Annotated in this window: 16 protein-coding genes; 5 read left to right on the forward strand and 11 right to left on the reverse strand. The window is 38.0% G+C overall.

Annotated elements, in window-relative coordinates; all coding sequences use genetic code 11:
- Positions 1–18 precede the first annotated feature (18 nt).
- The 4 genes from RGT18_RS09965 to RGT18_RS09980 all read right to left on the reverse strand — a co-directional run bounded on the left by RGT18_RS09965 (position 19) and on the right by RGT18_RS09980 (position 3,653).
- Positions 19–771, reverse strand: a complete 753-nt coding sequence (locus RGT18_RS09965) for a class I SAM-dependent methyltransferase (protein ID WP_028077443.1) — start codon at positions 769–771, stop codon at positions 19–21.
- Positions 772–839: 68 nt separating this feature from the next.
- Entirely contained in the window at positions 840–1,556 is a 717-nt protein-coding gene (locus tag RGT18_RS09970) for a TrmH family RNA methyltransferase (RefSeq protein WP_028077444.1), read from the reverse strand.
- Positions 1,556–2,794, reverse strand: coding sequence for a peptidase U32 family protein (locus RGT18_RS09975; RefSeq protein WP_156022767.1), 1,239 nt, complete (start codon positions 2,792–2,794; stop codon positions 1,556–1,558). The genes RGT18_RS09970 and RGT18_RS09975 overlap by 1 nt, the downstream gene beginning before the upstream one ends.
- On the reverse strand, positions 2,772–3,653 hold the full coding sequence (locus tag RGT18_RS09980) for a peptidase U32 family protein (protein WP_028077446.1): 882 nt from the start codon (positions 3,651–3,653) through the stop codon (positions 2,772–2,774). Before RGT18_RS09980 ends, RGT18_RS09975 begins: the two co-directional genes overlap by 23 nt.
- A gap of 198 nt (positions 3,654–3,851) precedes the next feature.
- Here RGT18_RS09980 and RGT18_RS09985 point away from each other — a divergent pair, with 198 nt between their 5' ends.
- The 4 genes from RGT18_RS09985 (at position 3,852) to RGT18_RS10000 (ending at position 7,267) form a co-directional block, all read left to right on the forward strand.
- A complete protein-coding gene (locus tag RGT18_RS09985) occupies positions 3,852–4,430 on the forward strand; it encodes a folate family ECF transporter S component (protein ID WP_028077447.1) in 579 nt (192 codons plus the stop codon).
- Positions 4,431–4,499: 69 nt separating this feature from the next.
- Complete coding sequence (locus RGT18_RS09990; RefSeq protein WP_037403375.1) at positions 4,500–5,156, forward strand: YggS family pyridoxal phosphate-dependent enzyme; 657 nt, start codon at positions 4,500–4,502, stop codon at positions 5,154–5,156.
- Entirely contained in the window at positions 5,153–6,394 is a 1,242-nt protein-coding gene (locus RGT18_RS09995) for a pyridoxal phosphate-dependent aminotransferase (RefSeq protein WP_028077449.1), read from the forward strand. Before RGT18_RS09990 ends, RGT18_RS09995 begins: the two co-directional genes overlap by 4 nt.
- 6 nt (positions 6,395–6,400) lie before the next feature.
- Positions 6,401–7,267: a zinc dependent phospholipase C family protein gene (locus tag RGT18_RS10000; RefSeq protein ID WP_028077450.1), complete on the forward strand. Its 867-nt coding sequence runs from the start codon at positions 6,401–6,403 to the stop codon at positions 7,265–7,267.
- Between the two features lie 24 nt (positions 7,268–7,291).
- On the opposite strand, the gene RGT18_RS10005 is transcribed toward RGT18_RS10000, so the two are convergent.
- The 7 genes from RGT18_RS10005 to RGT18_RS10035 all read right to left on the reverse strand — a co-directional run bounded on the left by RGT18_RS10005 (position 7,292) and on the right by RGT18_RS10035 (position 13,585).
- A complete protein-coding gene (locus tag RGT18_RS10005; RefSeq protein WP_028077451.1) occupies positions 7,292–7,684 on the reverse strand; it encodes a hypothetical protein in 393 nt (130 codons plus the stop codon).
- A gap of 119 nt (positions 7,685–7,803) precedes the next feature.
- Positions 7,804–8,469 (reverse strand): nitroreductase family protein, encoded by a 666-nt coding sequence (locus RGT18_RS10010; protein WP_028077452.1) that lies wholly within the window; start codon positions 8,467–8,469, stop codon positions 7,804–7,806.
- Between the two features lie 158 nt (positions 8,470–8,627).
- Entirely contained in the window at positions 8,628–10,940 is a 2,313-nt protein-coding gene (locus RGT18_RS10015) for an InlB B-repeat-containing protein (protein ID WP_028077453.1), read from the reverse strand.
- A gap of 119 nt (positions 10,941–11,059) precedes the next feature.
- On the reverse strand, positions 11,060–12,028 hold the full coding sequence (locus RGT18_RS10020; RefSeq protein WP_338176057.1) for an IS1595 family transposase: 969 nt from the start codon (positions 12,026–12,028) through the stop codon (positions 11,060–11,062).
- Between the two features lie 212 nt (positions 12,029–12,240).
- Positions 12,241–12,801, reverse strand: a complete 561-nt coding sequence (locus RGT18_RS10025) for a 3'-5' exonuclease (protein ID WP_051240930.1) — start codon at positions 12,799–12,801, stop codon at positions 12,241–12,243.
- Complete coding sequence (locus tag RGT18_RS10030; protein WP_118764485.1) at positions 12,794–13,129, reverse strand: ArsR/SmtB family transcription factor; 336 nt, start codon at positions 13,127–13,129, stop codon at positions 12,794–12,796. Before RGT18_RS10030 ends, RGT18_RS10025 begins: the two co-directional genes overlap by 8 nt.
- 6 nt (positions 13,130–13,135) lie before the next feature.
- Entirely contained in the window at positions 13,136–13,585 is a 450-nt protein-coding gene (locus RGT18_RS10035) for a hypothetical protein (RefSeq protein WP_156022801.1), read from the reverse strand.
- 80 nt (positions 13,586–13,665) lie between these two features.
- Between RGT18_RS10035 and tgt the strand changes: the two genes are divergently transcribed.
- Positions 13,666–14,799: a tRNA guanosine(34) transglycosylase Tgt gene (gene tgt, locus RGT18_RS10040; protein ID WP_028077910.1), complete on the forward strand. Its 1,134-nt coding sequence runs from the start codon at positions 13,666–13,668 to the stop codon at positions 14,797–14,799.

Genomic DNA, 14,799 nt, shown 5'->3' on the forward strand with positions numbered 1-14,799 from the left:
GTCATAATCATATCACATCTATTTTGTAGCGACGATTTCAAACAGAGGAGTAGAAGCGTAATTGATCTTCTCCTCTTGTGTCCATACTCTTTGGTATACTTCTGTATCAACCTGAATATTTTGAAAGCCAATCTTCTCTAGTTCTACTCGATCCCATGATGGTCTATCTATTAGGGTCATCGGTAATTGTTCTGCGATACGCTCCATCTGGTCAAAGTTTGCACCGATATTATGGTCATACAAATGTGCTCGCTTTACATTTTTACGGTCCTCTTCATACGCTTTGCGTAACTCTTCAGAGAATAAGTAGTGATACCAATTCGCATCGAAGACAATGAGTTTACCTGATGGTTTTAGTACACGATACCACTCTTGATAGGCAACTGTAGGATTTTCTAGATTCCACGTTAGATTACGATTGATAATCACATCAACTGAATTATCTTCAAACTCTAGATGTTCTGCTGGTTGTTTGAGAAAACGTATTGCCAGATGATATTTTCTCGCATTTTCATGGGCTTGTTTTAACATCTCTTCTGTACAGTCAATACCAGTTACCTGATAACCTGCTCTACTGAGAAGAATTGCCATAAACCCTGGACCTGTACCGATATCTATAATCTTTAAGTCCTTCTTCTTTGGAAAATGTCTTGTCAGTTCGCTTAACCAGGCAACTGTAGATGTCCCTGCTAGTTCTTCGTTATTTTCAACGGAGTAACTCCCCGCACGATTAGTCCAATATTGGATAATTTTTTCTTGTATTGTATGCATGTCCCTTAATCCCTTATTGTGTTCTATTCTATCATAGTTCAAATAAAAACCCGAATCTCTTCGGGTACTTATCGTCTTTGTCGATATACTTCAAAAGATAATACAGCTGCAGCACTAGCTGCGTTTAACGCATTACGGAAATCATTTGCGTATGGAATGTAAATATTCCGTTCAATCTCATTACGCACTGCAGATGATAGACCCCTCATCTCACCACCGATGGCTAGTAAGCATGGCTGGCGATAGTCAGCTTCTAGATATGTAACAGCGTCTTTTCGCATGGCTGCGTAGGTTTTTATGCCTTGTTTCTTGATGTCTTTGACTAGCTTTGGCAAGTCGTCAGACATCACAATATTCATGTATTCAAAGGCACCTGCACTAGATTTTGCAATCGTGCTCTCCGCACTTGCCCAATCATGTCTAGGTAATATAAGCCCATCACAACCTGCACTATATAAAGTGCGGATAATATAGCCTAAATTAAATGGATCTTCTACCCCTTCTAGTAATACAAGAAATGGTGTTTTACCATGCATGCATTCAGATAGTTCTTGGTAGATTCTTGGACTCGCTTCCGCAACCAATCCACCGTGAGTTCTTCCAGTTGCCATTGCGTTAATTTCTTCACGCTCTAATGGCATGCATGGAATTTCTTTTTCCATTGCACGATGTAAGATAAAGTTTAAGTCTTTATCGTTTTTGTGTTTATCGTAGTAGAGCTTTTCTACCTTGCGGTGATTTCCAAGAATGGCAGCCTTGATACTGACATTTCCTTCTAACAACATTAGCGTGCCCTCCGCACTAGGTCATTTTCACCAATCTCAAATGGGAGTGGAACCTGTACCACTACCATAGGTCGTCTAGAACTTGCAAGGTATTCACCCTTTGGATCTTTGATCCAATCCACCTTGAAGGTACGCTTGTCCTTACCTGGTGAAATAACTTCTAGCATTTCACCTACATCAAAGGCATTACGTGTTTCTAAGTAAGCTACCTTTGCGTCTTTGTCATATCCTGCGACTTTTGCTAGAAAGTCATGATTCACATCCGCATCGGAATACGCATGATAAATCAACGTATTTAATCCCGCTTCGCCAGGATAGAACGCTGTCGTTGTCTGACGATTTTCAGCACGTAAGATTTCTTTTTTATGATAGGCCAATCTCTCTGGTGAAAGTGGTCCATCATTCTCTGCAATCTCATCGATGAGATGACGATATGCACTAACAACAGATGCGACATAATACTCTGTCTTCATACGTCCTTCAATCTTTAAGGAACTAACACCTGCATCCATTAATTCATACATGTAGTCAGCTGCTAGTAAGTCTTTAGAACCCATGGAATATAAAACGTCTGTATTTAATTCTTTATCATCTTGATAGACATGATATTGCCAACGACAACTCTGTGCACAGCCTCCGCGGTTAGCATCACGCAATGTCATACGATTGGATAGTGTACATCTACCAGAGTAGTTTACACACATACCACCATGGATAAAGGCTTCTGTATCCACTGGACAGTCTTTCGTAATGGCATAGATATCTTCAATTGAACATTCACGTGCAAGTACTGCACGGTCTAGCCCTAGCTGTTCATGTAAGAATTTAGCTGTTTCGACATTTGTAATACTCATCTGTGTAGAACAGTGAATTTCTAGCTTTGGTGCACATTCACGTGCAAGTTTCATAATCGATGGTGAGGCTGCGATAATCGCTGTAACACCATACTCTTCTAACTTCATTAGATACTCGCGTAAGCCCTCATAATCTTCTTCATGAGGAATCACGTTGGTTGTGACATGAATATGTGCATTATGCTGGCGTGCAAATTCACATGCCTCCTTGATATCTTCCATCGTAAAGTTGGAAGCTCTTGAGCGTAAGGAATAGGATTGTCCACCAATATAGACTGCATCAGCACCATAGCGAATCGCTGTCTTACAACGATTCAGATCCCCTGCAGGGGCTAATAATTCAGGCTTCTTCATCATAGCTTTATCTGATCGTCTTCTGTCCATAATATCCATCAGATACTGGTAATTCTGGATATTTGGAGACAAATTCCTTTCTAACACTCTCGCCATCTTCCCCATCAAGTACACGACGATACATCCGTATCGCATCCAATAATGCAGCTTGTGGAATATAGTTTCCATACATTTCAAAACGCTGAATGCCTGCGTTTGAAAAAGGCTCTAACCACGCAAAGGATTCCTGCACAAAGTCCGTATAGATCATCATACCTGCTTCGTTTTCATATGCTGGCATCATACCATCACGCTTTTGTTCGCGAAGGTACAGATGGTGGTTATGATGTAACGGTTCCTCAATATTTGCGACTTCTTGATATGCCGTTAGTAATGGGCGCTTAGAAATACTCATCAGTAAGTATCCAAATACCTGGATACCACAATGGCGTACACTTGAGGCAATCTTCAAGATTTCCTCTTCTGTTAAAAGCGGTGAAATATTTACCGAATACATTCCTGTCGATAGCCAGAACTTTGCGTCTTCTGCGGAAGTCACTAAGGTTTCTGGACTGTAAATTAACTTATCTTCCAACGATAACTCTTTAGCCACTTGATATAGACCAGGGTCTGCGATAATAATGCCATCAACACCCATCTCAAGTAATTGTTTAAGTTCTTGTTGTGCATGTTTGATTTCGCTTTGTGGAAACAGACGATTCATGAGCACAAACAGCTGTATCTGCATCAAACGTGCTTGCGTTAATAGTTCTTCAATCTGTGCAATTGAAAAAGTATGGAGTGAGCTAAATACTCCTCCTTCAAGTGCGACGATCACTTCATCTGCACCTACTTCTTTGAACAGTGCGATGTCTTCTTTTCTTTCACATGTAACTGATATTTTCTTCATACCACCCTATTATATCATGAATTCCATGCACACCATTTGACATTGCACATACTTATGCTATATTATAGACGTAATTGGCGTTAAGTGCTGTTCGGGACGGGTCCTTACAGACGAAAAGCATTGCTTGCGGTCATTACAACTCCCATTATGTGAATGAAAACCTTTCTTCACAAATGGATGTGAAAGGAAGGTTTTTTTATGTTTAACAAAGAATATTGGAATTCATCCGCTTCAAAACTAAAATCAGTAAAGTATCTTGCGTTAATGGGCGTGTTTATCGCACTGAAGATTGTGGCTTCTAAGCTATATTTCCCAGTATCCGAAAACTTAAAAGTAGGATTTGGCTTTGTACTACTCGCAATTGAATCATCGATTCTTGGTCCGGTTGCTGGAGCACTATCCGCAATTATCACCGATAACCTAGGTTTCTTCTTAGGTGGTGGCGGTGTCTACTTTGCAGGGTACACCTTAACCCCAGTACTAGCGTGTTTGGTATGGTCATGTTTCCTATACAAGCAAAAGATTACTATTGTTAAGATTATCATTGCAAAACTCATCAATTCGTTATTTGTAAATGTTTTGGTTGGATCTCTTTGGAGTTCTATGTTGTATGGGAAAGGCTATATTTTCTACTTTACAAAGAGCTTAATTAAGAATTCAGTCCTATTCCCTATTGAGGTCATTCTATTAGTGATTGTATTTAATGCATTAGTGCCTGTACTCAAGCGTTCTAAGCTCATCGATTCATCCAATACATTCCCAATTCCTTGGCTTTAATTCTAGCCTGCTGTAACATCAGCAGGTTTTCTTTTTGTATGCAGAAAATCATTGGTGTATAATTGCAATATGATAGAAAAACATTACTGGAAGATTAAGCAAGCAGCCTTAGATATTGATTTATGTGTTGTTTCCAAACATCACAGTATCGAAGAAATACAATCCTATTATGATGCAGGCGAAAGAATCTTTGCGGAAAACCGTGCCGCCGAACTGATTTTTAAGGCGGACACTCTACCAAAAGATATCGCTTGGCATTACATCGGTCATTTACAACGCAATAAAGTAAAAGAGATATTACCTATTGTTTCATGTATTCAATCACTCGATAATATCGCCCTTGCGAAAGTTATTGAGAAAGAAGCGACTAAATTAAATCGTACAGTCAATGTCCTGATTGAATTGCATTTAGCCGATGAGGATATCAATAAGAGCGGATTAGACCCAGCTGATGTGGATATGTTTACAAACTTCCTACTTCAGGAATGCCCACATATATCGATTCAGGGTTTAATGACGATGGGACCACACACAGAAGATACAGCGCGTATCCATGAAGTCTTTGCGAAAGCACAGGATATCTTCAAACATCTTCAAGAAACATTTGGCAAACAATACTTCCATACCCTTTCTATGGGTATGAGTCATGACTATCCAATCGCAATCGAACATGGTAGTACGATGTTGCGGATTGGAACATATTTATTTGAGGAGAACGAATTATGACATTTACAAAAAAGAGCGCAAATCTAACTCCAATCGCAGATACAGTATTTACTGTCGTTGCGAAAGCAAAAGAAGATAAGCGTATCAATGGTGAAGAAAATGTAATTGATGCAACGATTGGTACACTTTGTGATAACGATGGAAACCTCGTTGCACTCAAGTCAGTATTTGATCACTATGATGTAATCGACCACCGCGTAAAAGCTTCCTACGCCGCAAGCTTTGATGGAAATCCCAACTTCCGTAAAGATGTGTATGAATGGGTAACCCAAGGTAATAACCTATTGCTTGCACATAACGTTGTCGCAACACCAGGTGGCTCAGGTGCTGTCAGTTCTACCTTTACCTCTGTATTAGACGAAGGAGAAACTGTCATCATCCCAAATATTTCCTGGGGTAGTTATCGCTTGATGGCTACAGAAAACAACCTAAAAATTGCTGAATATGAACTCTTTGATGATGAAAATCATTTCAACATCGATTCTATCAAAGAAACTATACAGGAGGTAATGAAGACACAGGAACGCATTCTATTACTCATCAATGACCCTTGTGAAAATCCTACTGGCTATACAATGAGCCATAAGGAATGGAAGGAAGTTATTGACTTTGTAAACGAGGTGTCAAAAACACATCCTATCGTTTTACTGGATGATATTGCATATATCGATTATGCTTACAATACAGATACATCTCGTAAGTATATGGACATCTGGAATGGACTCAGTGAGAATGCCATGGTTATTGTTAGCTTCTCTTGTTCAAAGACGATGACTTCCTATGGCTTACGTTGTGGAGCCGCTGTGATTCTCGCGCAAAAGGAAGAACCCGTTACAGAGATGAAGACAGTATTAGAAAAGAAAGCACGTGCTACTTGGTCTAATATTCCTAATGCCGCAATGGAAAACTTCAGTTGGGTTGTTAATGAAAACAAAGAAGAATTCCTCAAGGAAAAACAATTTTATATTGATTTGATGAAAGAGCGCTCTTCTATTTTCCTAACAGAGGCACATCAAGTTGGACTAGCACATTACCCATTCCGCGAAGGCTTCTTCGTAACATTAAAAATCTATGATAACGACCTATGCAAAAAAGTCCATGAAGCGTTCCTAGAGAATCATATTTATACAGTAAAAGTAAACCACGGCATTCGCGTTGGTTTATGTTCCCTACCAAGCCATAAGATTTATGGTCTAGCAAAGAGAATGAAGGAGATTGAGGATACTATCCTCAAATAAAAAACTATGCCAGCTGCAACGACACATGTTGAATTTGCGAAGGATGTACTTCGCACAATGGATGAAGCACATGCAAGCATTATAACAAATAAAGGAATGTTTTATCTCGGCTCCCAAGGCCCAGATATGCTATTCTTCTCAAGAGCTTCCCTTTTACCAGGATCCCTTAAAAAATATGGTGATTTAATGCATGATGAAAAGTGTGCTGAGTTCATCAAATACTTTGATAAGTATAGTGAAAATGATTCTGATCTTAGAAGCTACTTCTATGGTTTCTTGTGCCACTATGCTTTGGATTCCACTGCACATCCATTAATCAATGCAGTCGCAAGAGATACACATATTCAAACAGGTTTACATGAAGGTTCTGCTCACGTCATTAGTGAAGCCAATATTGATGTATGGATGTTGCATCAGCGTGGAAGAAGGGAACAATCCTATGATGTATTCAAATATATGAAGATTGATAAAGTATCTAAGTCCAAACTTGGATTAATGTATGCAGGAATGTTCCAAAATGTATTCAATCTTGAGATTAAACCTAGCCTATGTGCAGAATCTGCTACAGAAATTGTTCGTTATACAAAGTTCTTATATCCAACAAAGCTAAAATATGACTTATTATGTGCACTAGAAAAACAAATGAAAATACCACCCGTTTTATCCGGTATGGTACTATACAACAAGAATGATTTTAAGGTAGTGAACCTTGAACATAAATCCTATCCACTTCGTTACGACCTAAGTCGAGAGATTCATGCGTCATTTCCAGAATTATATGGTAAGGCAATTAATTTTGCCAAACGATTAATTGATACACGTAGTCCTGAAGACTTCCGTATCAACTTCAATGGCGAACCATACCAAGAGTAAAGCCGATTCATCTGAACCGGCTTTTTAAATATCTGTTTCTGCCCAAGAAGGTAATTCATTACCTTTACGGATTAATACAGTCTTTTGATAATTTGTTTGATTGAGGAACCGTAATACTTGGTCCACTTCTTCCTCTGTACAACCCACAAGAACCTTTACATCTAATTCCTTGATTAGAATATCTGCCGCAACAACCAATGCACTAATCTCATATCGATTGCCACTGCCTGCATAAAGCGATACACCATCTTTACCAAAGCTCTTTGTGTCGTTGATATATCCATAATCAACCGGATAGATCAAGTTCTGAAAACGCGGATGAACTTCACCTTTTTTTCTTGTAATCTGGTATCCGCTGGATAAGTACAGCGTATCTAACTTCTGCCAGAAATAGGCATTATTTTCAAATTCAATCATTGTATACCCCTTTGTCTGTTCCATTATACTATTACGAAATATTTCTGTAAACACATCCTATTTTCTCTGAAAAAAATTTCATTAAAATTGAATTTTTGAAATGTTTATTTCAAGTTTCCTTATTCCCAGATTGTGGAATCTTTACCTGACGCAACTTCAAAGTGATACTTTGCAATTCCAATATCGGTATCTAATGCAAAGCCAAGACCCTTTTTAACATATACCTTTCCATCTCTATAACCAAAGCGATAACTATGCTGGTTTAGAGCTGACGGTGCCATAGCTACAGCCTCTACCCCTTTAATAAACCAATCCGGTAGTTCAGGATAGCCAATGGATAAGTCTTTTACCTTCTTATATTTATGTTCTCTTCCTTGGTTTTCACCATATCCAATTGCGATAATCATCAAGAACTTTTCACCAGGTTTGATATCTACGACACTTTCAATCTTTTTATAAGTACCACCTACCCAGCAGGTATTAAGACCTAACATTTGTGCCTTAAGAACGATCTTTTCTCCATAGTAGCCACAACGTTCATTGAAGGTTGCATCTTCCTTCCCTACTAGAGCGATGTAGTTTTTTACATTAGAGAATAAACCATAGTGATATAAGCGTTTAGCGAATGCCTGTGGTTCATTTTCAATCAGTTGAATATGCAGGTTTCCTTCTTGGTTACATTCTTCAATATACTTACATAATTCATTTCGTACATGTGTATCAATTGACTTATCCAAGTACGAACGTACGGAATGTCTTTGCTTGATAGCATCTAATAATTCCATCTTCATTTCTCCTTTAAAAAGAAATGACAGCAACTATCTCAGGTTGTGTCATTATCAATGGATGTATTATAACAGGATAGTTTGTATTATCACCGTTATTTCATTTTTCTATTTTTGCAAAGAAAGCGACTAGCCCACTAGTCGCTTATATGTATGCATTATCGATAAGACTTCTTCATATAGGCAATGGATATCACTGCTAGTGAAGAAAGACATAGGACAGACATATACCAAACCATTTGGCTATAATCAGCCGTCTTTGGTGTAGAGATACCTACCCATCGATAGACATGAGTAGTATCACCATTTACAGCTGTATTTGAAGAAACATATACATATCCATCAAATACTTCTGGACCAAATGTTCCATAAACTCTTTCCTTAATTGGTGTACCATCTTCTGTTACCCAATTTGTCTTGACACGGTATGTGTAGATAAAATCTAATAGATTCATCTGGTCAGACGAAAGTGTTAGGTTCTTACTTTCATAATCCACTGCATAATCTGGAATCAACTTTCCATATCTAAAGAGTACTGTAAATAGGTTATCATTTCCTGTATCTTCCTGCGCAAGAACTCTTCCTTGATCGTCGATATAGCGGATTCTCCAGTTTGTCGGCTTACGATTAACCCATTTTGCGTAGATTGTCATATCATATGCAATCGATTCATTGATATCAAAAGGTTGCGTAAATGCTGGGTCTTTATACCATCCATCAAACCAATATCCATCTTTAGAAGGAATATTTGGAATATCTTTACGAACACTAGACATCATTGGAATCGTTACAGTTGTAGGGAGTAGAGATGTAGCACCATTACTAACAACCGTAACATTTATCCTTGGTTCTTCCCATCTTGCGTATAGAAAATGGTCACGGCTAGACATTGTTGCGTTTTCTTTCAACTTAGTACCCTCTTGGAATGTATCAGTTGTATACCAACCCGTAAATACATAGTGTGATGGTACATTGCTTGGCTTAACTGGATTATTTAGGATATTTTGGTAGTTGGATAATGGCTCTCCATAATAAAGATTTAGTACTGTTCCATCTGTATTTTCTAGGTGGAGATTGTACTTATTACGTGTTTTATATAAGTGCATATATGTTTGGCCATCACCATCATAGTCGTTTACCACTTGATTATTGTTATATACAACAATCAGTGAACCACCTGTATATGCAGTTAAATCAGGGTTGGACGCATTAACATCTGTCGTATACTCATCTACCCCATTTGTCCAATAATAATATGAATAGTTAAATGTGGCTGTATTAGGAAAATATACGCTAAACTTACTGTAAGTAAGTGTATCTATATCCGAAATACGATTATTTGGATTTCTTGACCATGTACCATCAGGATTTTGCCCGTGATAGATTACATGAATCTTCTTTGCACTTGGAGCTACTGCTAATTTTCTAGCATGGAATTCCAAATGATATGGATCAACATTAAAGAATTGTTGTTCTGTAAAGGTAGGTGGTGTTTTACCATAGTGAGAACTTGCACTATTTGGCGCAGACCATAGATAGGTTAGGTCAATGCTAAAAATACCATCTGTCTTATGTCCATAGATTCCTTGATATGACTCACGTCGCTCTTCTGTATTTGTCGTGAAGTTGTAATACACAAGTGTGATTGTCATCACTGGACGATCATAGTAGACATTTACTACCGTTGAACCATCTGCTAAGACTAGCTTTGTCGCATTCTCTGCATCTGTCTTTGCCTGATTATATTTACGATAGGTCGTATCATATTGTGGACCGTTATAGACAACCGCACTATTTACATTCTGTGTCTTTGTTTCAGTACTAAATAAGGAATAAGTCTTTTGTGCATCTGTATACGATACTTCATCCGTTGCGTTTTGATACCAATAATTAACAATATATGTCGATTGGAATGGAATATCATACTCTGCATAGACATGCATATCCTCTGCCGGTTGTATCCCAGCATTCCATGTCTGTAAAGCACCTGTGCTATCCTGATATGCCCAACGAATAAATACCTTGCCTGGAATCGTTGGTTGAGCTGGTTGTGTCTGTGTACTTTCGTATAAATATGTTAAATGGAAATCTTGTGCTGGATCACCTGTATGAAAATATGTCGTTAACTTCTTTCTTGCATAATAAACAGAAACCGTAATATCTCCACTTGGTGCTATCTGTACCTGTTCAGGAATCAGAGCTTGAAACCCAGGATATGTTCGATTGGCGATTGCCTGTGTCATATCCCCCACATTACCTGTAAGAGTTTCATATTCTGCCAAGGATTCGTCTTCATAGCTGCCAGACAATGTCTGACGAATATGGCGAACGGTATAAGTTCTAGTCGTTGGAACTGGTTGTGTTGTAGGTGTTGATGAATCTGCGAATACTGCAGTAGAAATTGTGGTCACACAAATGCTACATACCATCAGCAGAGCACAAAGAAAACTAATCACTCTGATTTTCTTCATTCTTTTGTCCTCCCATGAATGATAGAGTTGTTTTAGCACGCAAAAAGGAAATTGTAATCATTTTTTGATATTGTTTTTTCTAACAGTAAACAAAAATGGCCTATGGAAATGCGATGAAATCAAGTATTTCTCTTATATGTTCCGTTGAATAATATCAAATGTCGTAAAATTCTATCCATCTTTGGCCACAGTTCTACTGCACCTTTTACTCTAAACAGATATACAAACCAATTTAAATAGGATTGTAGATTAGTCATTCTCATCCCAATGAAGCGATAGATATACCTTTTTAACCACGAGCACATATTGTTTATCAATGCCATGTTCTCTAGATATTCTTTGTCGTGTGTATTGGCTTTATAGAATTCTTCTTTCAAATCTAATTCTTTTATCAGCTTGTCATGTGCTCTTTCGCCATCATGTACTAGTGTTGATCCGGAAGCGATATGATTCTTTAGCGCTTCAAAGATACGTGAAGCAGATGGCTTTTCATGACCACAAATAACAGCGTATGTATTTTTGTGACAATCGATTGCCACAACGATACAGAGTTGGTTCTTAGATAGTCCTCTCTTCTTATAACCATCGTCATGAAGTAGAGAACTATCATAGAGATATGTCTCGTCTATCCATACACGATCTTTCAAATATAGATGTTCTTGGTATCCATCGACAGTAGAAAATACCTTTTCTCTCCATAACATAGCAGTAGGGTGTGATATATCACATATCTCTTCTGTCATTTCGAGTGGTACGTTGAATGTCATCAACGTAAGATAGATTACCCATGTATTAAAATCTTTCTTTGATGAAGAGAAGATACTATTACCCATCAAAGTATATCTACAGCCACACTCATTACACAGATATCTATGTAACCCTTGTGGAGTGTGACTGCTTGGTTTATGATCTGTGCTACCGCACCTAGGACACGATGGGATACGATTATACTTAATAGCCAGTTCTACAAAGTTAGATACACCGTATCTTTCCTTATTGTTTCGTGCAGCGATCACCTCTTGAAGTAGTTCAAAGTCCTTGTTGTCCATATTGAAAACAAGGTCAGTTAAAAATTCAGTTTTAGGCATACGACATCTCCGTACACTTAAGTAACCATCCAACCGGAGATGTCGCCAAACATTAAGTTGAATGGTTACTTAAGTATTTTAATATTTGGCTATGTCATTATACTACATTCTTATTTAGGCCATTTTTGTTTACTGTTAGATTGTTTTTTTTAAAAAAGTTGATATTAAGCTAGTAAAAAAACAACGAATATAAAGCGTATCCATTGTTCGTTTTATAACTGATAAAGTTTTGTTTGACAACGTTCTAATAATTGATAAATATCATATTCTCCAACTAGATTCATCACTGCCATGACAATTTCCAAACAACCATTCGCATCACTTAATGCATTATGGTGGTCCAGCTCAATTCCAATATAGTCACATACATCATTGAGACGATGATGCTTGAGATTTGAAAAGACGCGTTTACATAATTCTACTGTATCAAAATATTCTAATACATGAATCTTCTTACCTGTATTCAAACAAGTTTGTTTTAAGCAGTTCATATCAAATCTAGCATTATGTGCTACAAGAACTGCATCTTCAAAATATCCCGTTAACTCACGATAGATTTCTGAAAATGCAGGCGCAGCTTCTACATTTTTTGCAGTAATGCCATGAACACGAATATTGTAAGGCGAAAAATAACTAACGTTTTCTTCTGGTTTAATCAAAGAGTAATAGTGATCAATGACTACCCCATCTTCCATTACCGCAACACCAACCGAACAAACACTCGCCATTTGGTTATTGGCTGTTTCAAAGTCAATCGCTACAATTTTAGTCATCTTCTTTAATGTGCTCGTATGTCATCTGGTAAATCTTTTCAATATGTTCATCTGCCATAGAATAATAGACATTCTTGCCAATCTTCTTTGTCTTCACTAGTTTTGTTTTCTTCAACGAAGATAATTGATGACTGATAGCACTAGTACTCATCTGTAATAGTGCAGCTAAATCACCAACACAGAGTTCACTGACAAAGAGTGCATTCATAATCTTTAATCTAGTACTATCACTAAACATATCAAAGATAAGACTCATATCATCTACATCCGCTTCGCAGATCATATTCACCTTACATTTTTCAACTGCTTCAGGATTTACTAATTTCATCATACCCTACTTTCTATGATTCTTTTTCGCTTGTTTGCCTGGTGCTAAAGAATTTAACCACTTCTCAATGCGATATTTCGCATAGACTTCTTGTTTTTCTACACTACCATCTACTAATGAAATGACCAACTGATCAAAGCTTGGATTCCATTCATAATGCCAAGACACAATATCTTCGTAGTAAATAATGAAACATTCTGATTTATCGTGTCGATTATAGAGTACGATGTAGTCCTGATGAATTTCATACAGTTTACAATCCGGCAACATCAATAGCGAAAATAACGATACCATAATGACCATGACCCCGATTACCTGCAAATACGAACGTATCCATAAAAAACTAATGCCAGCTATCATTGCAACGATTAAAAATGATGTCGGTTTTACATTGGAAACGTAAAACGGAACGTCATTTTTCGGTAAATTTCTAACACGTATCTCTTTCGATTTCATAAAAACATTATAACACGCAGATGTTTCTCAGCGAATCAAAGTAATATTTGATATACTTTATAGCGGAAAAGAGGGAAATCATGAAACAACCAGTCACCTTTGAAATTACACATATCTGTAAACAATCCGGTGCCCGTACGGGTATTTTACACACACCACATGGGGATGTAGAGACACCAATGTTTATGCCTGTCGGTACACAAGCAACCGTTAAATTCGTATCCCCAGAAGAATTAAAAGATTTAGGCTCTGGTGTTGTACTTGCCAATACCTATCATTTATGGCTAAGACCAGGTGAAGATATCGTTGATCAAGCGGGTGGAGTTCAGAAGTTTATGAACTATAAAGGCCCTATGTTAACAGATAGTGGAGGATTCCAAGTATTCTCCCTCGCAGATCAGCGTAAGATTACAGAAGAAGGTGTTACCTTTAAGAATACACTCAACGGAGATACACTCTTCCTCTCCCCAGAAAAATCCATTCAAATTCAAAATAAGATTGGCGCAGACATCATGATGTCCTTTGATGAATGTATCCCTTACCCCGCAACGCGTGAATACGTTGAAAAGAGTACAGAGAGAACATTGCGTTGGGCACTACGTGGTAAACAAGCACACAGCCGTCCTGAAGAACAGGCACTCTTTGGTATTGTCCAAGGGGGTGACTACGAAGATCTTCGTAGATATTGTGCTGAAAAGTTAATTGAGATGGACTTTCCAGGATATGCGATTGGTGGCACATCAGTAGGCGAAGACAAAGAGACGATGTATCGTATGGTGAAGTGGGCATCCGATGCCTTACCATTTGATAAACCAAGATACCTGATGGGTGTTGGTGCAGTCAATGACTTGTTAGAAGCTGTTAGTCGTAACGTTGATATGTGTGATTGCGTATTACCTACTCGCATCGCAAGACACGGAACACTCATGACTAGTGAAGGAAGAATCTCTATCCGTAAGGCTATCTATAAGAATGACTTTACACCACTCGATTCAGAATGTGATTGTTATACATGTCGTAACTATACCAAAGCATACCTCAATCACCTCCAACGTACCAACGAAGGATTTGGTACGCGCCTGATGTCCATCCATAACTTGCGTTTCTTAGTGAAGCTCATGGAAGACGCAAGAAAAGCAATTAAGGAAGACCGCTTTAATGACTTCAAAGAGGAAACTCTTGCGAAGATGAAATTTGACCACAGAGGATTTTAA

It is taken from the genome of Solobacterium moorei, assembly GCF_036323475.1.
In the GTDB taxonomy this organism is placed as follows: domain Bacteria; phylum Bacillota_I; class Bacilli_A; order Erysipelotrichales; family Erysipelotrichaceae; genus Bulleidia; species Bulleidia moorei.

Excerpts from the sequence above, each read along its gene's own strand:
- RGT18_RS09965 (WP_028077443.1), bottom strand. The coding sequence starts at position 771 with ATGCATACAATACAAGAAAAAATTATCCAATATTGGACTAATCGTGCG.
- RGT18_RS09970 (WP_028077444.1), bottom strand. The coding sequence starts at position 1,556 with ATGTTGTTAGAAGGAAATGTCAGTATCAAGGCTGCCATTCTTGGAAAT.
- RGT18_RS09985 (WP_028077447.1), top strand. The coding sequence starts at position 3,852 with ATGTTTAACAAAGAATATTGGAATTCATCCGCTTCAAAACTAAAATCA.
- RGT18_RS10000 (WP_028077450.1), top strand. The coding sequence starts at position 6,401 with ATGCCAGCTGCAACGACACATGTTGAATTTGCGAAGGATGTACTTCGC.
- RGT18_RS10015 (WP_028077453.1), bottom strand. The coding sequence starts at position 10,940 with ATGAAGAAAATCAGAGTGATTAGTTTTCTTTGTGCTCTGCTGATGGTA.
- RGT18_RS09975 (WP_156022767.1), bottom strand. The coding sequence starts at position 2,794 with ATGGACAGAAGACGATCAGATAAAGCTATGATGAAGAAGCCTGAATTA.
- RGT18_RS10005 (WP_028077451.1), bottom strand. The coding sequence starts at position 7,684 with ATGATTGAATTTGAAAATAATGCCTATTTCTGGCAGAAGTTAGATACG.
- RGT18_RS10035 (WP_156022801.1), bottom strand. The coding sequence starts at position 13,585 with ATGAAATCGAAAGAGATACGTGTTAGAAATTTACCGAAAAATGACGTT.
- RGT18_RS09980 (WP_028077446.1), bottom strand. The coding sequence starts at position 3,653 with ATGAAGAAAATATCAGTTACATGTGAAAGAAAAGAAGACATCGCACTG.
- RGT18_RS09995 (WP_028077449.1), top strand. The coding sequence starts at position 5,153 with ATGACATTTACAAAAAAGAGCGCAAATCTAACTCCAATCGCAGATACA.
- RGT18_RS10010 (WP_028077452.1), bottom strand. The coding sequence starts at position 8,469 with ATGGAATTATTAGATGCTATCAAGCAAAGACATTCCGTACGTTCGTAC.
- RGT18_RS10030 (WP_118764485.1), bottom strand. The coding sequence starts at position 13,129 with ATGAAATTAGTAAATCCTGAAGCAGTTGAAAAATGTAAGGTGAATATG.
- tgt (WP_028077910.1), top strand. The coding sequence starts at position 13,666 with ATGAAACAACCAGTCACCTTTGAAATTACACATATCTGTAAACAATCC.
- RGT18_RS09990 (WP_037403375.1), top strand. The coding sequence starts at position 4,500 with ATGATAGAAAAACATTACTGGAAGATTAAGCAAGCAGCCTTAGATATT.
- RGT18_RS10020 (WP_338176057.1), bottom strand. The coding sequence starts at position 12,028 with ATGCCTAAAACTGAATTTTTAACTGACCTTGTTTTCAATATGGACAAC.
- RGT18_RS10025 (WP_051240930.1), bottom strand. The coding sequence starts at position 12,801 with ATGACTAAAATTGTAGCGATTGACTTTGAAACAGCCAATAACCAAATG.